At 71.6% G+C, this 25,402-nt stretch carries 20 protein-coding genes (1 of these 20 running past the window's edge); 14 read left to right on the forward strand and 6 right to left on the reverse strand.

Annotated elements, in window-relative coordinates; all coding sequences use genetic code 11:
* The first annotated feature begins 51 nt into the window (after positions 1 to 51).
* Both OG819_RS17900 and OG819_RS17905 read left to right on the forward strand, forming a co-directional pair.
* Entirely contained in the window at positions 52 to 1,386 is a 1,335-nt protein-coding gene (locus OG819_RS17900) for a peptidoglycan recognition protein (RefSeq protein ID WP_266625124.1), read from the forward strand.
* Between the two features lie 119 nt (positions 1,387 to 1,505).
* A complete protein-coding gene (locus tag OG819_RS17905; protein ID WP_266582790.1) occupies positions 1,506 to 2,588 on the forward strand; it encodes an NDP-sugar synthase in 1,083 nt (360 codons plus the stop codon).
* A gap of 418 nt (positions 2,589 to 3,006) precedes the next feature.
* Here the strand turns inward: OG819_RS17905 and OG819_RS17910 are convergent, their stop codons facing one another.
* From OG819_RS17910 to OG819_RS17925, 4 genes are all read right to left on the reverse strand, one after another.
* Positions 3,007 to 4,020 carry a DNA-3-methyladenine glycosylase 2 family protein gene (locus OG819_RS17910; protein ID WP_266650298.1) on the reverse strand — a complete coding sequence of 338 codons (1,014 nt, stop codon included), beginning with the start codon at positions 4,018 to 4,020 and terminating at the stop codon, positions 3,007 to 3,009.
* An 86-nt stretch (positions 4,021 to 4,106) separates the two neighbouring features.
* The gene (locus tag OG819_RS17915; protein ID WP_266650300.1) at positions 4,107 to 5,477 is read right to left on the reverse strand and encodes a coenzyme F420-0:L-glutamate ligase; all 1,371 of its coding nucleotides are present in this window, start codon (positions 5,475 to 5,477) and stop codon (positions 4,107 to 4,109) included.
* On the reverse strand, positions 5,474 to 6,433 hold the full coding sequence (gene cofD / locus OG819_RS17920; protein WP_266413394.1) for a 2-phospho-L-lactate transferase: 960 nt from the start codon (positions 6,431 to 6,433) through the stop codon (positions 5,474 to 5,476). Before cofD ends, OG819_RS17915 begins: the two co-directional genes overlap by 4 nt.
* A gap of 41 nt (positions 6,434 to 6,474) precedes the next feature.
* The gene (locus OG819_RS17925; RefSeq protein WP_266650302.1) at positions 6,475 to 6,963 is read right to left on the reverse strand and encodes a cysteine dioxygenase family protein; all 489 of its coding nucleotides are present in this window, start codon (positions 6,961 to 6,963) and stop codon (positions 6,475 to 6,477) included.
* Between the two features lie 706 nt (positions 6,964 to 7,669).
* On the opposite strand from OG819_RS17925, the gene OG819_RS17930 reads away from it, so the two are divergent.
* From OG819_RS17930 to OG819_RS17940, 3 genes are all read left to right on the forward strand, one after another.
* Positions 7,670 to 7,933, forward strand: a complete 264-nt coding sequence (locus tag OG819_RS17930; RefSeq protein WP_003975777.1) for a WhiB family transcriptional regulator — start codon at positions 7,670 to 7,672, stop codon at positions 7,931 to 7,933.
* 187 nt (positions 7,934 to 8,120) lie between these two features.
* Positions 8,121 to 11,795 carry a glycosyltransferase gene (locus tag OG819_RS17935; protein ID WP_266650304.1) on the forward strand — a complete coding sequence of 1,225 codons (3,675 nt, stop codon included), beginning with the start codon at positions 8,121 to 8,123 and terminating at the stop codon, positions 11,793 to 11,795.
* Entirely contained in the window at positions 11,792 to 13,291 is a 1,500-nt protein-coding gene (locus OG819_RS17940) for a DUF5719 family protein (protein WP_266650305.1), read from the forward strand. The genes OG819_RS17935 and OG819_RS17940 overlap by 4 nt, the downstream gene beginning before the upstream one ends.
* A gap of 82 nt (positions 13,292 to 13,373) precedes the next feature.
* Here OG819_RS17940 and OG819_RS17945 read toward each other — a convergent pair whose 3' ends face one another.
* The gene (locus OG819_RS17945; RefSeq protein WP_266421682.1) at positions 13,374 to 13,823 is read right to left on the reverse strand and encodes a metallopeptidase family protein; all 450 of its coding nucleotides are present in this window, start codon (positions 13,821 to 13,823) and stop codon (positions 13,374 to 13,376) included.
* A 352-nt stretch (positions 13,824 to 14,175) separates the two neighbouring features.
* On the opposite strand from OG819_RS17945, the gene OG819_RS17950 reads away from it, so the two are divergent.
* The 9 genes from OG819_RS17950 to OG819_RS17990 all read left to right on the forward strand — a co-directional run bounded on the left by OG819_RS17950 (position 14,176) and on the right by OG819_RS17990 (position 24,586).
* Positions 14,176 to 14,550, forward strand: coding sequence for a DUF3499 domain-containing protein (locus OG819_RS17950; protein WP_211118721.1), 375 nt, complete (start codon positions 14,176 to 14,178; stop codon positions 14,548 to 14,550).
* Positions 14,551 to 14,751: 201 nt separating this feature from the next.
* Positions 14,752 to 16,368, forward strand: a complete 1,617-nt coding sequence (locus OG819_RS17955; RefSeq protein WP_266650306.1) for an L-lactate permease — start codon at positions 14,752 to 14,754, stop codon at positions 16,366 to 16,368.
* A 147-nt stretch (positions 16,369 to 16,515) separates the two neighbouring features.
* A complete protein-coding gene (locus OG819_RS17960) occupies positions 16,516 to 17,877 on the forward strand; it encodes a phosphomannomutase/phosphoglucomutase (protein WP_266625105.1) in 1,362 nt (453 codons plus the stop codon).
* A 408-nt stretch (positions 17,878 to 18,285) separates the two neighbouring features.
* Positions 18,286 to 18,456, forward strand: a complete 171-nt coding sequence (locus OG819_RS17965) for a Trm112 family protein (RefSeq protein ID WP_266413406.1) — start codon at positions 18,286 to 18,288, stop codon at positions 18,454 to 18,456.
* Between the two features lie 100 nt (positions 18,457 to 18,556).
* Positions 18,557 to 19,684: an SIS domain-containing protein gene (locus OG819_RS17970; protein WP_266625102.1), complete on the forward strand. Its 1,128-nt coding sequence runs from the start codon at positions 18,557 to 18,559 to the stop codon at positions 19,682 to 19,684.
* 81 nt (positions 19,685 to 19,765) lie between these two features.
* Complete coding sequence (manA, locus tag OG819_RS17975) at positions 19,766 to 20,917, forward strand: mannose-6-phosphate isomerase, class I (protein ID WP_266650308.1); 1,152 nt, start codon at positions 19,766 to 19,768, stop codon at positions 20,915 to 20,917.
* Positions 20,918 to 21,058: 141 nt separating this feature from the next.
* The gene (locus OG819_RS17980; protein WP_266625098.1) at positions 21,059 to 22,039 is read left to right on the forward strand and encodes a cation diffusion facilitator family transporter; all 981 of its coding nucleotides are present in this window, start codon (positions 21,059 to 21,061) and stop codon (positions 22,037 to 22,039) included.
* Positions 22,040 to 22,414: 375 nt separating this feature from the next.
* Positions 22,415 to 23,872 (forward strand): adenosylhomocysteinase, encoded by a 1,458-nt coding sequence (ahcY, locus tag OG819_RS17985; RefSeq protein WP_266650310.1) that lies wholly within the window; start codon positions 22,415 to 22,417, stop codon positions 23,870 to 23,872.
* Positions 23,873 to 23,971: 99 nt separating this feature from the next.
* Positions 23,972 to 24,586 carry a hypothetical protein gene (locus tag OG819_RS17990; protein ID WP_266625090.1) on the forward strand — a complete coding sequence of 205 codons (615 nt, stop codon included), beginning with the start codon at positions 23,972 to 23,974 and terminating at the stop codon, positions 24,584 to 24,586.
* Between the two features lie 28 nt (positions 24,587 to 24,614).
* Here the strand turns inward: OG819_RS17990 and OG819_RS17995 are convergent, their stop codons facing one another.
* On the reverse strand, positions 24,615 to 25,402 hold the 3' portion of the coding sequence (locus tag OG819_RS17995; RefSeq protein WP_266650312.1) for an RDD family protein. The gene runs 211 nt beyond the window's last position; only the last 788 of its 999 coding nucleotides appear in the window; the start codon falls outside the window, past its right edge; the stop codon is at positions 24,615 to 24,617.

The raw sequence follows: 25,402 nt of genomic DNA on the forward strand, positions 1-25,402 counted from the left end.
CGTCAAATCCGCAATAGACAGATATGTATGACTATGTTCACGATCGGGGGCATGCGTGGATTCCTTGCTTCCTCGGTCGGCGCCACCTGCGCGGCCGCCCTCACCCTTCCGCTGGCCCTGTCCGCCCCGGCACAGGCCCGACCCCAGGCGGCGAGGACCGACCCCGCCGTACCGGGCAGCACCCAGTCCCTCCCTCTGGTCCCGCTCTCCGGCGACCGCTCGCTCGGTCCCGCCGCGCCCGAACAGGGCCTCGGCAGACGGAGCGTACGGTCGTTCTCGCTGGTCGGCGTCGTCTGGGACGACCCCGACGCCGAACTGCGCGGTCGCGTCCAGGTACGTACCCGCGCCACCGGAGCCAGCCGATGGTCCGGCTGGCAGGACATCGAGACCCACAACCGCGAGCACGCGGCCGACCCGGACACCGCCGAGGGCGGCTCGGGCCGGGTACGCGGCTCCACCGCGCCGCTGTGGGTGGGCGACTCGGACGGGGTCGAGGTCCGCGTCCAGGCGCAGGTGGACGAAAGAGCCACGGCAGCCGTCGAGTCGCCGCTTCCCAGGGGCATGCACCTCGAACTCGTCGACCCCGGCGCGGGGCCCGCACCCCGGGGCGCACTGACGGGCGACGGGCTCGCGGGCGCGGAGAGCGCCGAGACCTACGCCACCTACGCCACCAACGCCGATCTCGCCCCGTTCGGCGCGACGGAGCTCCCGGCGCTGTCCAGGGCCGAGACCGAGCGCGAGGTCCCGGCCGCCCGCCAGGGCGCCCCGAACGTCAAGCCCTACATCGGCGAACGCCCACACATCGTCACCCGGCGCGGCTGGGGGGCGGACGAGAACCTGCGCGAGGGCGGTTTCGTGTACACCAAAAAGGTGAATGCCGCCTTCGTGCACCACACGGCCTCGGGCAACAACTACCGCTGCTCCCAAGCCCCTTCGGTCATCCGCAGTATCTACCGCTACCACGTAGTGAGCAGCGGCTGGCGCGACATCGGCTACAACTTCCTCGTCGACAAGTGCGGAAACATCTACGAAGGCCGTGCCGGGGGCGTGGCGAAGCCCGTCATGGGCGCCCACACCCTCGGTTTCAACAGCGACACCATGGGGATCGCGGTCCTCGGCAGCTTCCACAACACCAAGCCGTCCGCCGCCGCGGTGACCGCCATCGCGCGGCTCACGGCATGGAAGCTCGGTCTCTACGGAGCCGATCCTCGCGGCAAGACATACCTGAAGTCCGGCGGTGGCAATCTCTACCGAAAAGGTAAGAACGTACGACTGAATGTGATCTCCGGCCATCGGGACGGGTTCGCCACGGAGTGCCCGGGCAGGCTCCTGTACGGCAAACTCGGCTCGGCCAGAACGGCCGCGGCCCGCTACCAAGGCCGGTGAGGTCTGCGCGGAGCCATCGAGGACACCCCACTGCCGTCGAAGGCCTCTTACTACGGACTGCATAAACTGACCGGCCGAATCACCCTTCGGCCGGTCCCGGCAGGAAGCAGAGACGACAGGTGACAGAAGCGATCCTCCTGGTCGGCGGCAAAGGCACCCGACTGCGCCCGCTCACGGTGAACACCCCCAAGCCGATGGTTCCGGCGGCCGGGGTTCCGTTCCTCACGCACCAGCTGGCGCGAGCGAGAGCGGCGGGCGTCGAGCACATCGTCCTGGCGACCTCCTACCTGGCCGAGGTGTTCGAGCCGTACTTCGGCGACGGTTCCGCGCTGGGCCTCCACATCGAGTACGTCACCGAGGAGGAGCCCCTCGGCACGGGCGGCGCGATCCGCAACGTGGCGGCGCGTCTCCACTCCGGCCCCGACGAGCCGGTCCTGATCTTCAACGGCGACATCCTGACGGGCCTGGACATCCGGGCCCTGGTGGCGACCCACGAGACGACCGGCGCGGACGTCTCCCTCCACCTCACCCGTGTCGAGGACCCGAGGGCGTACGGCCTGGTCCCCACGGACGGGACGGGCCGTGTGACGGCGTTCCTGGAGAAGCCACAGACCCCCGAGGAAATCGTCACCGACCAGATCAACGCGGGGGCGTACGTCTTCCGCCGCTCGGTCATCGACACGATCCCCGAGGGCCGCCCGGTCTCGGTGGAACGCGAGACCTTCCCCGACCTCCTCGCCACCGGAGCCCACCTCCAGGGCATGGTGGATTCCACCTACTGGCTGGACCTGGGCACCCCCCAGGCCTTTGTACGAGGCTCCGCGGACCTCGTCCTGGGCCGCGCCCCCTCCCCGGCTGTCCCGGGCCGTTGCGGGGACCGCCTCGTCCTGCCCACGGCCAGGGTCGCCCCCGACGCCAAACTGACCGGCGGCACGGTCGTCGGCGACGGCGCGCACATCGGCGAGGGCGCCCGCATCACCGGCAGCACGATCCTGTCGGGCGCGGTCGTCGAACCCGGCGCCGTCATCACCGACTCCCTCGTCGGCGCCCGCGCCCACATCGGCGAACGCACCGTCCTCTCCGGCACGGTCATCGGCGACGGCGCGGTGGTCGGCCCCGACAACGAGCTCCGCGAGGGCGTAAGAGTCTGGTGTGAGGCGAAAATCCCGGCGGGGGCGCTCCGCTTCTCGTCGGACCAGTAGAGCCGGCAGAGACAGAAGCGCGGGCGGGGGCTGGCCGCACAGTTCCCCGCAGCCCGCGTCTTCAGCCCGTCCGGCGTGTGAGGACGAGGCTGGGGGCCGATGCCCCACCCACCCCCGGCCCGCACCATCCAGCCCGTCCGGGGTTCGAGGACGAGGTCGAAGGCCGATGGCCCCATCCACTCCCGCCAGCCCGTGTCTTCGGCCCGTCCGGCGTTTGAGGACGAGCCCTTCGGGCGAGGCGGGGGTCCAGGGGGCGCAGCGCCCCTGGCGGGGTGCAGGGGCGGGGGTCCGCGGGGGTCCGGGGGGTCCGGGGGGTCCGGGGGCGGAGCCCCTGGCGGGGTCGAAGGGGCGGAGCCCCTGGGGATGGGATGGGTAGGGGCGGCGGGGGCGAGAGACTCCCGGCCGCACCCGGGGGCGACTACAACCGCCCGATATCCCCTCGCGGCATCCGCGGCGCCCGCCGCGCAGGCGTCCGCCCCGACAACAGAATCAACCGAGCCGCCCGATGCCGCTGCCCGGCATACGGCTCCAACAGCGAAAGCATCACGGAGTCGTCCGCATCCCGGTCCCCCGCCAGCGCATACCCCACGATCCCCGGCAGATGAAGATCCCCCACGGTCACCGAATCCGCCGCCCCGTGACTGCGCTGCACGGTCTCCGCCGAGGTCCACGGCCCGATCCCGGACACCAACTCCAGCCGAGCCTGCGCAGCCCCCGGCTCCATCCCCACCGCTTCCTCGAGCCTCCCCGCCACCCGAACGGCCCGCAGAATCGTCGACGCCCGCTTGTTGTCGACCCCGGCCCGATGCCACTCCCAGGAGGGAATCAGCGCCCACGTCCGCGGCTCCGGCATGACGGACATCCGCTCCGGCGCGGGCCCCGGCGCCGGCTCCCCGAACTTCTGTACGAGCAACCGCCACGCCCGATACGCCTCGTCCGCCGTGACCTTCTGCTCCAGAACGGACGGAATGAGCGACTCCAGCACCAGCCCGGTACGCGTCAGCCGCAACCCCGGCCGCCGATGCCGCGCGATGGCGACCAGCCGGTGACGGGGCTCGAAGACATCGGGATCGTCGGCCGCGCCGAGCATCTCGGGGAGCTGTTCGAGAAGCCATGCGCTCCCCGGCCCCCACGCCTCGCCCCGTACCACCCCGTCCCGCGCCGAGACCCGCAGCGTCCCGGCCCCGGCGGGTGTCCGACTGGTCCGCCACACGGCCCCGTCCGGCGTCGCGCGGAAGGTCGGATCGCCGGGCCCCCGGCGCAGCGGCCCGAGCACGAGCCCGAGATCGAGCGGCCAGGGCGGTGTCCACGTCCGCGTACGGCCAGGTGCGACCGCCTGCCGAGGCACTCCGCCGGGGGCATCGGCGGGCACGGCGACATGCCCGCCGCGCACAGTCGTACGCGTCGGCCGGGGAGCGAATCGTCCAGCCACGAAAAGAGTCCTAGGGAAACTCGGGGTGCCCTACGAGAGTAGGCGCTCGGCCTCCGAGAACACTCGGCTCTCGACGCACACCACGCTCACCGCACCTCGAAAAATGCCCCGGCATCCCGCTCGGGCCGAGCCCTGGGCTCCTCCGCCGCGTGTCCGACCGCCACGGCCCCCATCGGATCCCACCCCTCCGGCAGCTCCAGCACGTCCCGTACGACATCCCGGCAGAACATCGTCGACGACACCCACGCGGACCCCAGCCGCTCCCCGGCGAGTGCGACGAGGAAGTTCTGCACCCCCGCGCCGACGGCGACCACGAACATCTCCCGCTCGGCCCCGTCCCGCCGTGGATCGCCGTAGGTGTGCGAACCGTCCATGACGAGACACGGCACCACGAGGTACGGCGCGTTGCGCAGCACATCGCCGCGCCGCACCCGCTTGGCGATTGACTCCTCGCTCTTGCCGTCCCGCCGTAGATCCGCGATCCACGCGTCCCGCATGGCGTCGAGCAGCCGGGTCCTGGACTCCTCGGACTCCAGGAGCACGAACCGCCAGGGAGTGGTGTGATGCGGCGCGGGAGCGGTGACCGCCGCGGCCACGGCCCGCCGCACGGCGCCCTGATCCACCGGCTCGTCGGTGAAGGCCCGTACGGTACGCCGCTGGGTCACGGCCTCTCGTACGGCCTCCGACGTGCCGAGCCGGAACATGTCGTCGCGCGCGCCCCGCACCATCGCCCGTGTCCCCTCCCCGTCGTCCTCGGCGACCACATGGGGCAGCCCGCGCACGACGGCGACGGGCAGCCCGGAGGCCTTGCCCTTGACCAGGTCACCGGCGGCGGCGAGCTCGTCGGCGGTGGCGACGACGGTGGCGCTCAGCGGATTGCCGTGCGTATCGGTGCCGCCGCGCAGATCGTCCAGCACCCGTACGCCCGCGGCGCCGATGGCGACATCGGTGAGTCCGGTGCGCCAGGGCCGCCCGAAGGTGTCGGTGATCACGACGCCGACGTCGACCCCCAGGGTGTCGCGCAGCCCGTCCCGGATGGCCCGCGCGGACGCGTCGGGGTCCTCGGGCAGCAACAGGACGGTGCCGGCGGGGGTGTTGGAGGCGTCGACCCCGGCGGCGGCCATCACGAGCCCCTGCCGGTTCTCGACGATCCGCAGGAACCCCCGGCGCGCCACGACCCGTACGGTCTCGGCGTCGATGGCGGACTCCCGGTCGGCGGCCTCGACCAGGCGCCCCTCGGCCTTGGACACGATCTTCGAGGTGACGAGGAGAACGTCGCCGTCGACCAGCCCGGGCTCGGCGACGGCGATCAACTTGCCGAGGTCGTCGCCCTGTCGGACCTCGGGGAGCCCGGGCATCGCCCAGACCCGGTAACCGGGAGAGGCGACGGAGGCGTCCGCCCCCTTGTCATCCGCACGCCCTTGTTCGGGGGAAGCCGGAGAAGGCTGTCCGCTCAAGACGCCCGCACCTCCTCCGCCAGCGTCAGCGCCTCGCGCGCCATCTGCGCCGCGGCGTCCAGGTCGGACATCATCAGCGGCACGGCCCGGCACCGGATCCCCGCCGCCTCGACCCGCTCCACGGTGGACGCGTCCACCGTGTCGACGAGCCAGCCGTCGAGGAGCCCGGAGCCGTAGTGCTCGGCGACCGCCGTGGCCGTGGACTCGACGCCGACCGCCGCCAGCACTTTGTCGGCCATGCCTCGCACGGGCGCGTCGCCGACGATGGGGGAGAGGCCCACCACGGGCACGCCCGCGTCGGCGATGGCCTCCCGGATGCCGGGCACGGCGAGGATCGTGCCGATGGACACGACCGGGTTGGACGGCGGGAAGAGGATGACGTCCGCCTCCGCGATGGCTTCCAGGACACCCGGCGCGGGCTTGGCCTGTTCGGCGCCGACCGGCACCACGGCCTCGGCCGGCACGGAGGCCCGCAGCCGCACCCAGTACTCCTGGAAGTGGATCACCTTGCGCTGCCCGTCGATCTCGACGGCGACATGGGTCTCCACGCGGTCGTCGGACATGGGGATCAGCCGGACGCCCGGTTTCCAGCGGTCGCACAGGGCTTCCGTGACCGCGCTGAGCGGATAGCCCGCGCTCAGCATCTGCGTCCGCACGATGTGTGTCGCGAAGTCGCGGTCGCCGAGCCCGAACCACTCGGGCCCGACCCCGTAGGCCGCGAGCTCCTCCTTGAGGTGGAAGGTCTCGTCGGTCCGGCCCCAGCCCTGTTCCTCGTTGATGCCGCCGCCGAGCGTGTACATCACCGTGTCGAGGTCCGGGCAGACCTTCAGGCCGAAGAGATGGATGTCGTCGCCGGTGTTGCCGATGACCGTGATGTCCGCGTCCGGCACGGCCCGCTGGAGACCACGCAGGAACCGGGCACCACCGATACCGCCTGCCAGAACCACAATGCGCATGGGTTCAGTCTGGCAGGCGGGTACGACAACGCGTGAGGCGGTTACTGGACCTCGGCCACGGCGCACCGCGCCGCGTGCATCGGCATCTCGGTGAGACCCGGGTAGTAAACGTGCAGGCTCACGGCCGGTTCGAGGGAGTCGTTCACGACCTCGTGGATGTACCCCGGCGCGAACACCCGCTGGGATCCTGCCCCCAACGCGCGTGTGTCGCGCTCCGTGCGCTCCGTCAACGCGCCCTCCAGGACGGTGAGTACGCCGGAGGAGCGCCCGTGGTCGTGGAGTCCGCTGCCCTGTCCGGGTACCCAGGACAGCAGCCACACCTCGTAGCCGGGCCCGGTGCCCAGCCGGTGGTACCAGCGGGTGGTCGCGTCGTACTGGACGAGGTGCTCCCACTGGGAGCGGTCGGCGGCGATGGAGCGGGCCAGGCCGACGAACTCGGCCACGGTGGAGGGGTGCTCGCGCGGCGGCTGGAGCAGGTGCGGTACTTCGAGGATGTCGCCGGCGATCTGGAGGTCGCTGTCGCTGTTCATGGGTGCGGTGGTTCCTCGGCGGAGAGCTGGGGTGTCGCGGGGCCGTTGCCGTCCGGGTCACGGACGGGGAGGGTGCCCTGGTGCGGGCGATCGCCCCGTGGGCGGGGCGGGGATTCGCCTCAGTGGCGGCGAGGCAGCCGGAGCGCGGTACGGCTCAACAGCTGGGACAGCAACAACAGCTACAGCGAGCGCGGGCAGCACCGTGGGACCCGGCGGTGCGGGTCGAGGTGAGTGCCAAGTTCGCGAGCATGCCCACAAGGACATCGGTTCACACCTCGACTGTCAACTTCATGTCCGCTATGTGGGAAATGTTTCACCTCATCCGGTTCAGCTGTATGGCGAAAGGTTTGCTCTGGGGTCACCCCGGACACATGGCGCACAACCGGGCGCGCAAACCTCGATGCGATCCCGTGATCCAAATGTGATCCGGTTCGCTTCGGAGTCCGTGTCGGAACGAGATCGAACTTCTGGGCGTCCTTCCCAGTAGCGGGTCGGAAGTCCGGTCGGGGCCTTTGAGGGTGTCAGGGTTTATGCCGATTTGAACACTTTCCGCATAGCCTTGGTTCCGCAGAGTGAATAAGGGGCCCAATAGCAGATCTCGGCTTGACTGGCCCGGATCGGCACACTTGTAATTTCACTCGTGTCGTTCAGCCGAAATCGGTAACGGCAGCATCACGGGGACGCGAAAGACAGACGAGGGGCGCACATGACCGAGCTGGTGCAGCAACTGCTGGTCGACGACGCGGACGAGGAACTCGGCTGGCAGGAGCGCGCGCTGTGCGCCCAGACCGACCCCGAGTCCTTCTTCCCCGAGAAGGGCGGCTCCACCCGCGAGGCCAAGAAGGTCTGTCTCGCCTGTGAGGTCCGCTCCGAGTGCCTGGAATACGCGCTCGCCAACGACGAGCGGTTCGGCATCTGGGGCGGTCTATCCGAGCGCGAGCGCCGAAGGCTGAAGAAGGCCGCCGTCTGACCGCACGGAGCGCACCCCTCCGTACCGATACCGGCAGGTAAGAACGGCCCGTCGCAGGTGGGTTATCCACAGGCGGCGGGCCGCTGTGTTGCCCAGCCGTTAGTGTGGGCCCTCGTCCGAGACGTCCCGCTGTCCCCGCCGGACACAGACGTCCACCGCAGTCCATCGAACCGGGGCCCGTACCTCGATGTCCGTGCACAGCCATTCGGCAGTCCAACACGACGCCGCCACACCTGAGTTTCCGCGCCACGTGGTGACCGCGGTCCTCGTCTCCCACGACGGCGCCCGCTGGCTGCCCGAAGCGCTCGCCGGGCTGCTCGGCCAGGAGCGCCCGGTGCAGAACGCGGTGGCGGCCGACACCGGCAGCGCGGACGACTCCGCCCTGCTGCTCACCGACGCACTCGGCGCCGACCGGGTGGTGCACCTCGCCCGGCGCACCGGCTTCGGCCAGGCCGTCGAGGAGGCCACCCGCGGCGCCGGCGTGCTCACCCCGGACGACCTGCCCTATTTGAAGCGCCCCAGCGGCTGGGATCCGGTCACCCGGACCTGGCGCGACGACGCTTACGACCTGCCGGAGCTTCCGCACGGCGAGCCCGAGCAGTGGCTCTGGCTGCTGCACGACGACAGCGCCCCCGAGCCCGACGCCCTGGCCCAGATGCTCCGGGTCGTGGAGAGCGAACAGGAGTTCGGCAGGGATGTCGCCGTGGTCGGCCCCAAGCTGCGCGGCTGGTACGACCGGCGAGCGCTCCTGGAGGTCGGCGTCACCATCGCCAACTCCGGCCGCCGCTGGACGGGCCTGGACCGCCGCGAGCAGGACCAGGGCCAGCACGATCACGTCCACCCCGTGCTCGCCGTGTCCACCGCCGGCATGCTGATCCGGCGAGACGTCTTCGAGGAACTCGGCGGCTTCGACCGCCGACTGCCCCTGATGCGTGACGACGTCGACCTGTGCTGGCGCGCCCAGGCCGCCGGACACCGCGTCCTCGTCGCCCCCGAAGCGGTCGTCCGGCACGCCGAGGCCGCCTCCCGCGAGCGCCGCACCGTCGACTGCGTGGGCCGCACCGCCGCCTCCCCACACAAGGTCGACAAGGCGGGCGCCGTCTACACCCTCCTCGTCAACGCGCGTACGGCACAGCTGCCCTGGATCCTGATCCGGCTCGTCCTCGGCACCCTGCTGCGCACCGTCGCCTACCTCGTCGGCAAGGTCCCCGGACAGGCCGTCGACGAGATCCGCGGCCTGCTGGGCACCCTGCTGCGCCCCGAGCGGATCCTCGCGGGCCGCCGCAGACGCGGTCGCCCCCAGGTCGACAAGGGCGAGCTGCGCCCGCTGTTCCCGCCGCCCGGCGCGACCGTGCGGGCCACCGTCGAGCAGGTCGCGGGCAACCTCGTGGGCCGCGACGACCCCGAGGCCACCACCGGAGCCGGACGGCACGGCAGCGCCGTCGAGTCCGGGCCCGGCGGCGACGACGCGGACTTCCTGGAGATCGAGCAGTTCGCCCGACTCAAGCGCATCGCCCGCAACCCCGGCCCGATGCTCTTCCTGGTACTGCTCTTCGTCTCCCTCCTGGCCTGCCGCGGCCTGCTCGGCAGCGGGTCGCTCGCCGGCGGCGCGCTGCTGCCCGCGCCCGCCGACGCCTCCGAGCTGTGGTCGCGCTACGCCGACGGCTGGCACCCGGTGGGCGCCGGCGGCACGGAGACCGCGCCGCCCTACCTTGCGCTCGTCGCCCTGCTGTCCTCCCTGCTCCTCGGCTCCACCGGGCTCGCGGTCACCGTGCTCCTGGTGGCCTCCGTTCCGCTGGCCGGCTTCGCCGCGTACTTCGCCTCGCGCCCCCTCGTCGAGTCGCGCCTGCTGCGTGCCTGGGCGTCCGTGGTGTACGCCTTCCTGCCCGCCGCCACCGGCGCCCTCGCCGGCGGGCGCATCGGTACCGCCTTCCTGGCGATCCTGCTGCCGCTGATCGCGCGCGCGGGCATCGCCGCGAGCGGGCTGGCCCACTCCTCTGGCGCGCGCGGAAGCTGGCGCGCGACCTGGGCGTACGCCCTCCTCCTCACGTTCACCACGGCGTTCACGCCGATCGTGTGGCCCATCGCGCTGGTCCTGGGAATCGCCCTCCTCGCAGTGCGCCGAAGGGAGATCACCGCCTACGGGCCGCGTTTCCTGGCCCAGCTCGGCACCCCGCTGCTGGTCCTCGCCCCCTGGTCGCTGACGCTGCTCCCGTTCGGCTTCTTCAAGGAAGCCGGGATGCCCTACGGCGCGAGCGCGGCCTCCGCGCTCGACCTGCTCGGCGCGAGCCCCGGCGGCCCCGGAACGGTCAGCGGACTGATGCTCATCGGCGTCGTGCTCGCGGCCCTGGCCGCCCTGATGCGCGGCGAGCGGCAGCGAGCGGTGTGGGCCGCCTGGGTCGTCGCCCTGGTGGCACTCGTCTTCGCCGTGCTGTCCAACAAGTCGGCCTGGGCGGGACCGGCCACCCTCGTCTACGGCCTGGCACTGCTCGCCGCCGCCACGCTCGGCGCCGACGGGGCACGCGCGCGTGTGGCCGAGCAGAGCTTCGGCTGGCGCCAGCCGGTCGCCGCGCTCATCGCGTTCGCCTCGGCCGCCGGCCCGCTGCTGATGGCCGCAGGATGGGTCCTCGGCGGCGCCGACGGACCCGTGGAGCGCCGCGACCCGGTGCAGGTGCCCGCGTTCGTCGCCGAGGAGTCCGGCACCCGCGACCAGGCCCGCACCCTCGTCCTCGACAGCGACTCTCGCGCCCGCGTCGGCTACACCCTCGTCCGTGGCTCCGGCGCCCGGATGGGCGACGGCGAACTCGCGGCGGCGGGCGGTGAGAACACGAAGCTCAACAAGGTCGTCGCCAACCTCGTCGCGGGCTCCGGCGCGGACCAGGCGAACCAGCTCGGCGGTTTCGCCGTGCGCTATGTCCTGGTCCGCAAGGGCGCGCCCCGCGAGATGAGCCGCGTCCTGGACGCCACCCCGGGCCTGACCCGGCTCAGCCAGCAGGACGGCAGCGCCCTGTGGCGTCTGGACAGCCAGGTCTCGCGCGCCTCGATCGTCCCCAAGTCCGGCGAGGCCCTGTCCATCGCCGCCGGACCCGTCGAACTGCACACCACCATCCCCTCCGGGGGAGAGGGCCGCGTGCTGCGCCTCGCCGACACGGCGGACGCGGGCTGGACGGCGACCCTGGACGGCAAGCCGCTCACCCGCACCACCGTCGACGGCTGGGCGCAGGGCTTCGAACTGCCCGCGAGCGGCGGCAGGCTGGACGTCACCTTCGACGCCCCGATGAGCCACACCGGCTGGCTGTGGGCCCAGGGCGCGCTCGCCGTCGTCCTCGTGGTCCTCGCCCTGCCCGGGCGGCGCCGTGACGTCGACGACGATCTCCCCGAGGAGCCGGTCGTCCCCGCCCAGGACGTCACGGGCGAGGGCCGCCGCGCCCGCCGTCTGCGCGCGCAGGCCGAGGCCGAGGCGGAGGCGGAACAGTCCGCCCAGACCGACCAGGCCTTCCAGGAAGAGGGCGCCCTTCCTCCTCCGGAGGAGGCCGAGCAGGCGCCCGCGGCGGTCCCACAGCAGCAGGCGTACGACGAGTGGGACTCATCGACCTACGCGGGCGCCGAGTACGGCACCTACGGCGGCGAGCAGCACCAGGGCCAGCAGCAGTACCCGGCGGGCACCTACGAGCAGCCCTACCAGGCGGACGGCTACCAGGCGGGGCAGTACGACCCGTACGCCTACGGGGGCACGGCACCGTACGACCCGATGCAGACGTACCAGGGCTACGACGGGACCGGCCAGGGCTACGACCCGAGCACGTCCCCGCAGCCGCCGCACGGCACCGACAGTGAGCGCCCCGACGGGAGCCAGCAGTGAACCGCACCACCCTGTCCCTGATCGCCGGCGCGACCGCGCTCGCCGCCGTCACCGGATTCGCCTCGCTCAACGCGCCGGCCGCCTCCGGCGACAACACCGCCAAGGCGGTCGCCCAGCAGCCCGTGGAGCGCACCAGCCTGCTCTGCCCGCAGCCCAGCACCTCCGAGATCGCGGAGACGGCGTACACGTCGTTCACGCCCGTCACCCAGGGCGCCGTCGACAGCGGCAAGGCCGAACTGCAGGCCGCGACCCAGGAGTCGGCGGACTCCACGAGCGGCAAGAAGACCGGCAAGAAGACCGTGAAGCCCGCCCTGAAGCCGGCGGAGCCCGGCAAACCGGCCACCGGTGACGGCTCGGGATCCGAGCCGTCCGCGCTCGTCGGCACCGCCGAGGGCAAGTTCGCGCCCGGCTGGACCGTCCAGGAGACCACCGCGGTCGCCGCGGGCACCGGCCGCGGTCTGCTCGGCACCAACTGCACCGCACCGGACACCGATTTCTGGTTCCCGGGCGTCAGCACCGCCACCGGCCGTACCGACTATGTGCACTTGACCAACCCCGACGACTCGGCGGCCGTCGTCGACATCGAGCTGTACGGCAAGGACGGCACCCTCAAGTCCGCGGTGGGCGAGGGCATCACGGTCCAGCCGCACGCCAGCGAGCCCATCCTGCTGAGCACGCTCGCGAGCGGGCAGCAGAGCGACCTCACCGCCCATGTGACCGTCCGCAGCGGCCGCGTCGGCGCCACCGTCCAGGCCCTGGACGACAAGATCGGCGGCGACTGGCTGGCCGCCTCCACCGACCCGGCGGGCAGCCTCGTCATGCCGGGCATTCCCAAGGACGCCACGGCCGTGCGGCTGGTCGCCTTCGCGCCCGGCGACCAGGACGCCGACCTGAAGATCCGCCTCGCCTCGCCCTCGGGCCTGATCACACCGGCCGGCAACGAGACGCTGCACGTCAAGGCGGGCATGACCGCCGCGGCCGACCTCGGCGACGTCACGCGCGGCGAGGCCGGCTCCCTGGTGGTCACCTCCACCGGCACCTCGGTGCCCGTGGTCGCCGCCCTGCAGGTGGTGCGCGGCAAGGGCGGCAAGCAGGAGATGGCGTTCATCCCGGCCACCGGCCCGGTCGGCGCCCGCGCGACGGTCGCCGACAACAGCTCCAAGGGCACTACCCTCGCCCTGTCCGCCCCCGGTCAGACCGCCCAGGTCAAGGTCACCGCGTCCGCCGGCAGCGAGGGCGGTACGGCGGCGACGAAGACGTACACGATCAAGAGCGGTACGACCCAGGACGTCGACGCGCCGGTCCCGGCCGGGCTCAAGGGGACGTACGCCCTGACGGTCGAGTCCGTCTCCGGAGGCCCCGTCTACGCCTCCCGGACCCTCGCCTCCGCCAAGGAGGGCGTCCTCGGGTTCACGATCCAGACCCTCCCGGACGACCGCGGGACGGTCGCGGTGCCGGAGGCGGACCAGGATCTGTCGGTGCTGCTGAAGAAGTGATCCCGTACGGGTGATCCACCGGGTCCTCAAGGGAGACCTGGTGGGCGCTCCGCGGGTGCTCCCCGTAGTGGTCCGGCGGGTCTCAGTCCTCGCCGTAGCGCGGGTCCACCGTCTCCGGTGTCAGCCCCAGCAGCTCCGCGACCTGCTCCACGACGACCTCGTGCACCAGCGCCGCGCGCTCGTCGCGGCCCTTGGTGCGAATCTCGACCGGGCGACGGTAGACGACCACGCGCGCGGGATGGTCCTCGTGCGCCGGGATCGTGCCCCCCAGGGGCACCGCCTCGTCGTTCCAGCCCTCGCCGGAGCCGTCCAGACGGGGCACTTCCAGGACCATGAAGTCGATGTCGGCGAGCTGGGGCCAGCGCCGCTCGAGCCGCTCCACGGAGTCCTGCACCAGGTCCGCGAAGACCTCGGCGCGGCTCGCGGCGAGCGGTACCTGGGGCGGCGCGACGGGGCCGCGCATGCCCCTTCCGTGGCGATCACGACGGCGGGGCCCGGGTGCGGCGGCGGTGGGCGGTACAGGGGTGTCCATCACTGACGAAGAGTAGTCCCCACGAGGTCTGCGTGCCCGGCGCCCACGCGGCTGCCCGCGGCCCGGGCCGGGAAGCCCGCCGCACGTTCCGGATGTCGCAGGATGACCATTCCGGCCAAGCTTGGGCTCGATTCCGTATCTCTCCAGGACCGTCGCTCACATGGCAATTGACATGGTTTGCACCAAGTGGTGACCGGATTCAGGTCCGTTCGGGATCTCGCAACGGGATGTCGTCCCAGGTCAGGACGGGCGGTCCGAAGGCTTGTGTGGGCGGACTCACAGTACGACACGGTGGGGTGACCTGGGGGAGAGTCGTCGCGGCCCGCTCAAGAGTGCGGTACCGTCCAACGTCGTGAGCCCTGTACGTCGCTGTTCGCGAACCGCTTGCGGCCGTCCCGCCGTTGCGACGCTGACGTACGTCTACGCCGACTCGACCGCGGTCCTCGGTCCGCTCGCCACCTACGCCGAACCCCACTGCTACGACCTGTGCGCCGAGCACTCCGAGCGCCTCACCGCGCCGCGCGGCTGGGAGGTCGTCCGGCTCGCCGACGCCTCCGCTCCCTCCCGCCCCAGCGGTGACGATCTGGAAGCGCTCGCCAACGCGGTACGCGAGGCGGCCAGGCCGCAGCAGCGCACCGCCGAGGCCGGTGGCGGCGCCCGCTCGGCGGACCCGATGGAGGTCGCGCGCCGCGGCCACCTGCGGGTGCTGCGCTCGCCGGACAACTGAGCGCCCCCTCCGTATCCTCCGCCCCCTCCGTACCCAGGGTCGACCCCACTGAGCTTCCTCCCTCGGCTTCGTCCTCGGCTCCATCGAGTCGTGCACGCCCATTGACGAGGGCTTGTCGCGGACACGACGATTTTCCCGTTCGCGAGAAAACGCTTTCCGCATCGCGGAATCTCCCGCGCGGCGGAACCCGGGGAGGCGCCCGTGTACATCCAGAAACTGGAACCCGTGGCCGACTCGCTCGGCTTCTCCGCCCTCGTGGCGACCCTGCCCCTCGCCATCGTTCTCGTCCTGCTCGGCGGCGTCCGCATGAAGGCGCACCGGGCCGGCCTCATCGGCCTCCTGGCGGCCTCGCTGGTCGCCCGGCTCGCGTACGGCATGCCGGTCGGCCAGACGCTCTCCAGCGCCGCCCAGGGAGCCGTCTTCGGTCTCTTCCCCATCCTGTGGATCGTCGTCAACGCCCTGTGGGTGTACCGGATGACCGTCCGCACCCGGCACTTCGACGTCCTGCGCCGCTCGTTCGGGCGACTGTCCGACGACCCGCGCATCCAGGCACTCGTCGTCGCCTTCTGCTTCGGCGCGCTCCTGGAAGCCCTCGCGGGTTTCGGCGCGCCCGTCGCGATCTGCTCGGTGATGCTGGTCGCGCTCGGCTTCGACCCGGTGCGCGCGGCCATGGTGGCGCTGGTCGCCAACACCGCACCGGTCGCCTTCGGCGCGATGGGTACCCCGGTGGTCACACTCGCCCAAGTCACCGGCCTGCCACTGGATTCCGTCGCCTCCGTGGTGGGTCGTCAGACCCCGCTGCTGGCCCTCGTCGTGCCCCTGGTGCTCGTCGGACTGGTCGACGGTCGGCGCGGGCTGCGCGAGACCTGGGTGCCCGCCCTGGTGTGCGGAGTCGCCTTCGCCGCCGCCCAGTTCGCCGCCTCGAACTATGTCTCCGCGCAACTGGTCGACATCGGGGCCTCTTTGGCGGGTGCCGCTGCCCTGGTCGCCGTACCGCACGCGCGCAGGCCCGCCGCCGAGCCCGTACGAGCCGCGGTCCTGACCGGCGTACGCAGCGAGGACCTGGACCAGGAGGACCCGCGCCCCGAGGTCGTGCGCGCCTACGCCCCGTACGCGCTGATCGTCGTCATCTTCTCGATCGCGCAGATCCCGCCGGTCAAGGACTGGCTGGCGCGTGCGACCCGTACGTACGACTGGCCCTTCCTGGACGTCGTCACCTCCGAAGGCAAGCCGGTCGGGGGCAATGTCCTCACCCTCCCCCTCGTGTCGACCGGCGGGACCCTCGTCCTGCTCGCCGGGCTGTGCACGGCCGTCGTACTCGGGGTGCACGCGCGTGTGGCGGTCGAGGAATGGGCCGCGACGGTGCACGAGTTGAGGTTCGCGATCCTGACCGTGACGTCCGTGCTGGCCCTCGCCTACGTCATGAACCTGTCCGGACAGGCGGCCACGATCGGCCACTTCGTGGCGGCGGCCGGAGCGGGACTCGCCTTCTTGTCACCCGTTCTGGGCTGGTTCGGCGTGGCGGTGTCCGGCTCGGACACCTCGGCGAACGCCCTTTTCGGCGCCCTCCAGGTGAGCGCCGCCCACGAGTCGGGGCTGTCACCCGAACTGCTCGCTGCCGCCAACAGTTCGGGCGGAGTGCTCGGCAAGATGATCTCGCCGCAGAACCTGACCATCGCGTGCGCGGCGGTCGGGCTCGCGGGCCGCGAGGGCGACCTGTTGCGCAAAGTGCTCCCGTGGAGCGCCGGGCTGCTGCTGATCATGTGCCTGATCGTGCTGGGCCAGAGCTCGCCGGTCCTCGACTGGATGCTGCCCTGACGGCCGGATTCCACCTCGCACGTTACCCCCGGGTGACGGTTGGGGCTCCCAGATGACGGGTGAGCGTCCGATCGGCCCCTTCACGGCGTGCTGTCAGCCGGTACGGGTAGTTTGGGGCGACCGAAGTGGACTTCTGGAAGGTTGGCCGTGACTGCTGATCTGTCGCAGCTCGTGAAGGCGTACGACGTACGCGGGGTGGTCCCGGACCAGTGGGACGAGCCGATGGCCGAGCTGTTCGGGGCGGCCTTCGTCCAGGTGACCGGAGCGGACGCCATCGTGATCGGGCACGACATGCGGCCCTCGTCGCCCGGCCTGTCGCGCGCCTTCGCACGCGGGGCGGCGGCACGCGGTGTCGACGTGACCGAAATCGGCCTGTGCTCCACCGACCAGCTCTACTACGCCTCGGGTGCGTTCGACCTGCCGGGCGCCATGTTCACGGCTTCGCACAACCCCGCCCAGTACAACGGCATCAAGATGTGCCGCGCGGGCGCCGCCCCGGTCGGTCAGGACACCGGTCTGGCCGAGATCCGCGAACTCGTGGAGTCCTGGCTCGACTCGGGCCTCCCGGCCTCCGACGCGACGCCGGGAACGATCACGCAGCGGGACACGTTGGAGGACTACTCGGCGTACCTCCGCTCGCTCGTCGACCTGACCGGCATCCGCCCCCTGAAGGTCGTGGTCGACGCGGGCAACGGCATGGGCGGGCACACGGTGCCCACCGTCTTCGCGGGCCTCCCCCTCGACCTCGTGCCCATGTACTTCGAGCTGGACGGCACGTTCCCGAACCACGAGGCGAACCCGCTGGACCCGGCGAACCTCGTCGACCTCCAGCAGCGCGTGCGCGAGGAGAGCGCCGACATCGGCATCGCCTTCGACGGCGACGCGGACCGCTGCTTCGTCGTCGACGAGAACGGCGACCCGGTCTCCCCGTCCGCGATCACCGCCCTGGTCGCCGCCCGCGAACTCGGCAAGCACGGCGGCGGCACGGTCATCCACAACCTCATCACCTCCTGGTCGGTGCCCGAGGTCGTCCGCGAGCATGGCGGCACCCCGGTCCGCACCCGCGTCGGCCACTCCTTCATCAAGGCCGAAATGGCCCGTACCGGCGCGATCTTCGGCGGCGAGCACTCCGCGCACTACTACTTCCGCGACTTCTGGAACGCCGACACGGGCATGCTGGCCGCCCTGCACGTCCTGGCCACCCTCGGTGGCCAGGACGGCCCGCTCTCCCAGCTCGTCGCCGAGTACGACCGCTACGTCGGCTCCGGCGAGATCAACTCCACGGTCGACGACCAGACGGCCCGCCTCGCCGCGATCAGGGCCGCGTACGAGGGCCGCGAGGGCGTCACCATCGACGAGCTCGACGGCCTGACCGTCACCGCGGACGACTCATGGTTCAACGTCCGCCCCTCCAACACGGAGCCCCTCCTCCGCCTGAACACGGAGGCGAGGGACGAGGCGACGATGGCGAAGGTACGAGACGAGGTACTGGAAATCATCAGGGGCTGAACACGGGGCTGGTCGCGCAGTTCCCCGCGCCCCTGAAAACCTCCACCTGGCCCGCGTCTTCAGCCCGTCCGGCGTGTGAGGACGAGGCTGGGGGCCGATGCTCCACCCACCCTGGGCCAGCCCGCGTCTCCAGCCCGTCCGGCGTTCGAGGACGAGGTCGAAGGCCGATGCCCCACCCACCCCCGGCCCGCACCATCCAGCCCGTCCGGCGTTTGAGGACGAGCCCTTCGGGCGATGCGGGGGTCCAGGGGGCGCGGCGCCCCTGGCGGGGTGCAGGGGCGGAGCCCCTGGGGATGGGACGGGTAAGGGCGGCGGGGGCGAAATCCGCACGCCCCCACACCCCGGCACCCCACCCCCCACAGCGGTACGCTGACCAGGCCGCATCCACCCTGTTCGAAAGGACACCCCATGCCGCTCGAAGCCGGCCTCCTGGAGATCCTCGCCTGCCCGGCCTGCCACGCCCCGCTCAAGGAGCAGGAGAGCGAGCTGCTCTGCACAGGCCAGGACTGCGGCCTCGCCTACCCCGTCCGGGACGGCATCCCCGTACTGCTCGTCGACGAGGCCCGCCGCCCGGCGTAAACCCCACCCGACGACACCCAGACGACACCCGACGACCCCCACCACACAGGCGAATCAGGCGACAGAGGCAACACACCGGCGATCGGGAGGCTGCCGACCCATGCTCGACGAATCGCTGCTCGACGACCCAGAGGCGCTCGCCCGCGCCGACCGTCGCGAGCTGCTCCGGGGCGCCGCCGAGGCCGGCGCCCGTGTGCGTACCGCGGTCCGGCACGCCACGGAGGCCGGAATCGCGGAACTGAAGCCGGACGGCCGCCCACGCGCCGTCCTGATCGCCGGCCCCGGCCTGGCCGCCACAGGCGTCGCCGAACTGCTCGGCACACTCGCCGGGGCGAGCTGCCCCACCACCCGGCTCACCCCCACTGGCGTCGCCCCTGCAGCAGGCGCCCTCCGCTGGGAACTGCCCGGCTGGGCGGGCCCGGTGGACCTCCTGCTGATCGCCACCCCCGACGGCAGCGAACCAGGCCTCGAACTCCTGGTCGAGCAGGCGTACCGGCGCGGCTGCTCCGTCGTGGCGGTGGCCCCCGCCGGCACCCCGATCGTGGAGTCCGTACAGGGCACGCACGGCCTGTTCGTACCGATGGCGACCGCCCCGTACGAGCCGGCCGAACCCCTCGCGGCCTCCGCCCCCGGCGTCCTGTGGGCCCTACTCACCCCGCTGCTCGTGCTATTGGACCGCACCGGTCTGGTCTCCGCCCCGCCTGAGGCGCTGGAGAAAGTCGCCGACCGCCTCGACCGCGTCGCCGAGCGCTGCGGCCCGGCCATCGCGCCCTACAGCAACCCGGCCAAGTCACTCGCCGCCGAGCTCGCCGAGGCACTCCCGGTGATCTGGACGGAGGGCACCTCCGCCGGCCCCGCTGGCCGCCGCTTCACCGCCGCGCTCGCGGAACTGGCGGGCCGCCCCGCCCTCACCGCCGAACTCCCCGAGGCACTCGCCTGCCACAGCGTGCTGCTCGCGGGCGCACTCGCCGCCGGCGCCGACCCCGACGACTTCTTCCGCGACCGCGTGGAAGAGGCCCAGGCCCTGCACGCGCGCGTGGTGCTCCTGCGCGACCGCCCGGCCGGCGGCCTCACCGCCGCCCCGGCCGCCCGCGAGCTCGCCCTCAGCCACGACACCGCGATCAGCGAGCTCGAACCGGAGGAGGGCGGAGAACTGGAGACCCTCGCGGAACTGATCGCCGTCACGGATTTCGCCGCCGTTTACCTGGCGCTCGCTTCAGGGGCCTGATCTTGTAGCCAGGCAACCGAGCAGCCTTTGCCGACCCGGGCCCCTGACCAGCGCAGCGTACGTACGGAGAGAACGACACACATGGACCGCCTCGACAACACCGTCCGCCCCTACGCCTGGGGCTCGACCACCGCCATCCCGCGGCTGCTCGGCGTCGAGCCGACCGGCGAACCGCAGGCGGAGATGTGGATGGGCGCCCACCCGGGCGCACCCTCCCGCACGGCACGCGGTCCCCTCGACGAGGTCATCGGCGAGGACCCCGAGAAGGAGCTCGGCCATGCGGCCGTCGCCAAGTTCGGCCCCCGCTTGCCGTTCCTGCTCAAGATCCTCGCCGCGGGCGCGCCCCTCTCCCTCCAGGTGCACCCCAACCTCGAACAGGCGAAGGAGGGGTACGAGGACGAGGAGCTCCGCGGCATCCCGATAGACGCCTCGCACCGCAACTACAAGGACGCCAACCACAAGCCCGAACTGATCTGTGCCCTCACCGAGTTCGACGGTCTGTGCGGTTTCCGCAGCCCGGACGACGCCGCCGAACTGCTCGCGGGCCTGGACGTCGACTCCCTCAAGCCCTACGTCGACCTGCTGCACGCCCACCCGGAGGACGCGGCGCTGCGCGAGGTCCTGACGGCGATACTGAGCGCGGACCCCGACGCCATGGCCCACACGGTCACCGAGGCCGCGGCCGCCTGCGACCGCCTCGGCGGGGCCTACGCCCCCTACGCCGACATCGCCCACCACTACCCGGGCGACCCCGGCGTCATCGCCGCGATGCTCCTCAACTACGTCCAACTCCAGCCCGGCGAGGCCCTGTTCCTCGGCGCCGGCGTCCCGCACGCCTATCTGAACGGCCTCGGCGTCGAAATCATGGCCAACAGCGACAACGTCCTGCGCTGCGGCCTGACCCCCAAGCACGTCGACGTTCCCGAACTCCTGCGCATCGTCCGCTTCGAGGCGAGCGACCCCGGCGTCCTGCGCCCGGAGGCGTCCCCCGACGGCGAGGAGGTCTACGAGACCCCCATCGACGAGTTCCGCCTCTCCCGATACGCCCTCGCGGAAGGCGCCGCCCCGCACGACCTCACGCGCGAGACCCCGCAGATCCTGCTCTGCACGGCGGGTTCCGTACGCGCCGACGGCAGCACGCTCGCCCCCGGCGAGTCGGTCTTCGTACCGGCGGGCGAAAAGGCAGAGGTGTCCGGGTCCGGCACGATCTTCCGTGCGACAGTGGTGGCCTGACGGGGCGGCTGTGGCGGCCAGACGTACCGCCGCCGGACCGGGCTGCAACAATGGCCCACCGCAAAGGGCGGGCAAAGCCCGGACCGGCGTACGAGGGTACGAACGGGGCCCGGACGGCGTACGAAGGGACAGCAGGAGCACATGAGCGCTTCAGGCGGCACCAGAGCGATCGTGGCGGCACTCGGCGCCAATCTCGCGATCGCGGCATCGAAGTTCGTGGCGTTCGCCTTCAGCGGCTCGTCCTCGATGCTCGCCGAGGGCGTCCACTCGCTCGCCGACTCCGGCAACCAGGCCCTGCTCCTGATCGGCGGCAAGAAGGCCCAGCGCGAGGCGACCCCCCAGCACCCCTTCGGCTACGGCCGCGAGCGCTACATCTACGCCTTCCTCGTCTCGATCGTCCTCTTCTCCGTCGGCGGCATGTTCGCCGTCTACGAGGGCTACGAGAAGATCAAACACCCGCACGAGATCGAACACTGGTACTGGCCGGTGGGTGTCCTGGTGTTCGCGATCATCGCCGAGGGCTTCTCCTTCCGTACGGCCATCAAGGAGTCCAACGAACTGCGCGGCGCGCACTCCTGGTCGCAGTTCATCCGCCGCGCCAAGGCCCCTGAGCTGCCGGTCGTCCTCCTGGAGGACTTCGGCGCGCTCATCGGTCTGGTCCTCGCCCTCGGCGGCGTCGGCCTCGCCCTGCTCACGGGCGACGGCGTCTGGGACGGCATCGGCACGCTCTGCATCGGCATCCTGCTCATCCTGATCGCGCTGGTCCTCGCCGCGGAGACCAAGTCCCTCCTGCTGGGCGAGGCCGCGGGCGTCGAAGAGGTCAAGAAGATCGAGGCCTCGATCGTCGACGGCCACACGGTCACCGGCATCATCCACATGCGCACGCTCCACCTCGGCCCGGAGGAGCTCCTGGTCGCCGCGAAGATCGCCGTCCAGCACGACGACACGGCCGCCGAGGTCGCCACCGCGATCAACGCCGCCGAGTCCCGCATCCGCGTCGCCGTCCCGATCGCCCGAGTGATCTACCTGGAACCGGACATCTACAGCGAGGCGGAAGCGGCCAAGGGGTCGGACCCCGAGGCGACCCCCGGGGGCCCCGCCCAGACTCCTTCCGAGCACTGATCCACCCGAAGACGAGCTCCCCCACCTCTCCCAGGGACAGCGGGCCCGACCCCCGGCCAACGCCCCTCGATGCCGTTCGAGCCAGTCCGCGACCTTGTCCGGAACGCGCGTTGGCCGGAGCCGGGCTGGGGCGGCCCGGGGCGACCGGTGTAGCTTGGTGACTGAGCCAGACGTCGCTGCTGATGGCGGTCGGGCGGTCCCACCGCGGACCGGCCGAGGGAGAGAGGGCCTCCGACGGACTGCGCTGCGCGCATCAGGCACGCCTGTGCCCTGTTGCGGGGTACGTACGTGCCCTGCGCGGGCATGCGTATGCCCGCGCCGCGCAGACAGCCGTATCCACCTCGCCCCAATCCAGACCACGAGGAGCAGCTCGCAATGACGACTGTCGACAACCGACAGGACTTCAAGGTCGCCGACCTCTCCCTGGCCGAGTTCGGCCGCAAGGAGATCACCCTCGCCGAGCACGAGATGCCCGGCCTGATGTCGATCCGCAAGGAGTACGCCGCCGCGCAGCCCCTCGCGGGCGCCCGCGTCACCGGCTCCCTGCACATGACGGTGCAGACCGCCGTCCTCATCGAGACCCTGGTCGCCCTCGGCGCCGAGGTCCGCTGGGCCTCCTGCAACATCTTCTCCACCCAGGACCACGCCGCCGCCGCCATCGCGGTCGGCCCGAACGGCACGCCCGACAACCCGCAGGGCGTCCCGGTCTTCGCCTGGAAGGGCGAGACCCTGGAGGAGTACTGGTGGTGCACGGAGCAGGCTCTGACCTGGCCGAACACCCCCACCGGCGGCCCGAACATGATCCTGGACGACGGCGGTGACGCCACCCTCCTCGTGCACAACGGCGTCAAGTACGAGAAGGACGGCAAGGTCCCCTCGGTCGACACCGCCGAGAACGAGGAGCACCGCGTCGTCCTCGAACTCCTCAACCGCACCATCACCGACGGCTCGCAGAAGTGGACCCAGCTCGCCTCGGAGATCCGCGGCGTGACCGAGGAGACCACGACGGGCGTGCACCGCCTGTACGAGATGCACCGCGACGGCACCCTCCTGTTCCCGGCGATCAACGTGAACGACGCCGTCACCAAGTCGAAGTTCGACAACAAGTACGGCTGCCGCCACTCCCTGATCGACGGCATCAACCGCGCCACCGACGTCCTGATCGGCGGCAAGTCCGCCGTCGTCTGCGGCTACGGCGACGTGGGCAAGGGCTGCGCGGAGTCCCTGCGCGGCCAGGGCGCCCGGGTGATCATCACCGAGATCGACCCGATCTGCGCGCTGCAGGCGGCGATGGACGGCTACCAGGTCACGACCCTCGACGAGGTCATCGACAAGGCCGACATCTTCGTCACCACGACCGGCAACAAGGACATCATCATGGCCACGGACATGGCCAAGATGAAGCACCAGGCGATCGTGGGCAACATCGGCCACTTCGACAACGAGATCGACATGGCCGGCCTCGCGCAGATCCCGGGCATCGTCAAGGACGAGGTCAAGCCGCAGGTCCACACCTGGACGTTTTCCGACGGCAAGGTGATCATCGTCCTGTCCGAGGGCCGCCTGCTGAACCTGGGCAACGCCACCGGCCACCCCTCGTTCGTGATGTCCAACTCGTTCGCGGACCAGACCCTGGCCCAGATCGAGCTGTACACCAAGCCCGAGGAGTACCCGATCGACGTCTACGTGCTGCCCAAGCACCTCGACGAGAAGGTCGCCCGTCTCCACCTCGACGCCCTCGGCGTCAAGCTCACCACGCTCCGCCCGGAGCAGGCCGCCTACATCGGCGTAGAGGTCGAGGGCCCGTACAAGTCGGACCACTACCGCTACTGAGCACCCCGCCGAGCAGCGGTACCACCGCTCGGCACACGGATGTCAGCAGGCCCCTGCCCCCGTGGCGGGGGCCTGTCCCCGATGAGGACCTGAACGCCCATGCCCCGCGGTCGTTATTCGCTCCATGATCCGCACGATCACACCCCCCTCGCGGAAGAACACTTCCACTGCGCGCCCGGCCCCTCCGGCTGGCGCTATGTCTCCCAACTGACCACCCCCTCCGGGGATCACGCCGGCTCCGTCGATCTGGCCCTCGACGAGCTCGGCCGCCCCATCCGTCTCGAACTGCACGCCGCGAGCTGGCAGGTGCGCGGCGCCGCCCTCGACGGCGTCACCTGGGTCCGCACCGATCCCACCGGCACCGAGGCCACCGAAGGCAATGTCCGCGCCCACGCCTTCACCGGCACGTCTCCCGCGTTCCTCATCGCCACCGCCCGTCTCCTGCGCCTCACCCCCGATGCCCCCGCGATCCGCGTACGCCTCGTCGCCTTCACCGACCCGGTCCTCGCCCCCCGCACCGTCGACCAGTCCTGGGCCTTGATCTCGAGAGAAACACACGCTACTGACAACGGCCCCCTGACTGTGGACGAATACCAGGTCACAGCCCTGGACACAGGGGAGCAGCACGCGGTGCACCTCGCGGGAGACGTGGTCCTGGCAGCGCCCGGCATAGAGCTCGAGCACCTCGAATCCCCGCCGTCGGTCTTCGCCTGACGACGCCGTGGCACGGTTCGGAGCAGGTTCAGGCGGGCGGTGCGAACCCGGTCGCGGGGCGTTCGACCGGCTCGTCCCGCGGCGCCTGCTGCGCCGACGCTGCCGGACGCTCCGGGGCCGCGGAGACCGAGGGATACGAGTCCCCCGCCGCTGCCGGTGACGAGGGAGCCGCCGATGGATAGGCGTAAGCCCCCGGTTGCCGCGCGACCGGGCCACCGCCCGCGCCGGGCATCCCGGCGACGAGCCCAGCCGGGCCCCCGTACACCGCCGGAGCGGTCCCGCCGCCGAAGGCCCGCCGAGCGTCGCGCGCCTGTCGTTCCTGCACCACGGCCGCCAGATACGCGGCCGCCGGAACACCCTGCGGCGCCGGAGCCCCCGTGCGGGCGGCTAGATCGGACGCGAGCCGCTTCGCCATGGCACCACCGACCTGAGGATCCAGCTGCTGCATCCGCGTCAGGTACTGGCGAATGGCCAGCCACAGCCCGTCTGGCACGGCCGACAGATCAAGACCGGAGAACCGCCCCGCCAGCCAGGGCGGGGGTGGGGGCACGAAGGCTGTACGTCCGACCGGAATCCGCTCCCGCACGACCAGGGTCCCCGCGAAGACGTCACCGAGCCGCCGCCCCCGAGCCGACACGAGCGACGCGATGCAGGCGATGATCCCGAACGTCATCAGAAACTCGACCACACCGATCGCACCACGCACCAACGCGTGCCGGAACCGGATCGGCCCCCCGTCGTCCCGCACCACCCGCAGCCCGAAGGCCAGCTTCCCCAGCGAACGGCCGTGGCTGAGCGTCTCGACCGCGATCGGCC

The sequence above is a fragment of the Streptomyces sp. NBC_01549 genome (genome assembly GCF_026339955.1).
In the GTDB taxonomy this organism is placed as follows: domain Bacteria; phylum Actinomycetota; class Actinomycetes; order Streptomycetales; family Streptomycetaceae; genus Streptomyces.

Coding starts and splice junctions, on each gene's coding strand:
- OG819_RS17900 (WP_266625124.1), top strand. CDS start 52: ATGCGTGGATTCCTTGCTTCCTCGGTCGGCGCCACCTGCGCGGCCGCC.
- cofD (WP_266413394.1), bottom strand. CDS start 6,433: ATGCGCATTGTGGTTCTGGCAGGCGGTATCGGTGGTGCCCGGTTCCTG.
- OG819_RS17925 (WP_266650302.1), bottom strand. CDS start 6,963: ATGAACAGCGACAGCGACCTCCAGATCGCCGGCGACATCCTCGAAGTA.
- OG819_RS17930 (WP_003975777.1), top strand. CDS start 7,670: ATGACCGAGCTGGTGCAGCAACTGCTGGTCGACGACGCGGACGAGGAA.
- OG819_RS17935 (WP_266650304.1), top strand. CDS start 8,121: ATGTCCGTGCACAGCCATTCGGCAGTCCAACACGACGCCGCCACACCT.
- OG819_RS17945 (WP_266421682.1), bottom strand. CDS start 13,823: ATGGACACCCCTGTACCGCCCACCGCCGCCGCACCCGGGCCCCGCCGT.
- OG819_RS17965 (WP_266413406.1), top strand. CDS start 18,286: ATGCCGCTCGAAGCCGGCCTCCTGGAGATCCTCGCCTGCCCGGCCTGC.
- OG819_RS17970 (WP_266625102.1), top strand. CDS start 18,557: ATGCTCGACGAATCGCTGCTCGACGACCCAGAGGCGCTCGCCCGCGCC.
- manA (WP_266650308.1), top strand. CDS start 19,766: ATGGACCGCCTCGACAACACCGTCCGCCCCTACGCCTGGGGCTCGACC.
- OG819_RS17980 (WP_266625098.1), top strand. CDS start 21,059: ATGAGCGCTTCAGGCGGCACCAGAGCGATCGTGGCGGCACTCGGCGCC.
- ahcY (WP_266650310.1), top strand. CDS start 22,415: ATGACGACTGTCGACAACCGACAGGACTTCAAGGTCGCCGACCTCTCC.
- OG819_RS17990 (WP_266625090.1), top strand. CDS start 23,972: ATGCCCCGCGGTCGTTATTCGCTCCATGATCCGCACGATCACACCCCC.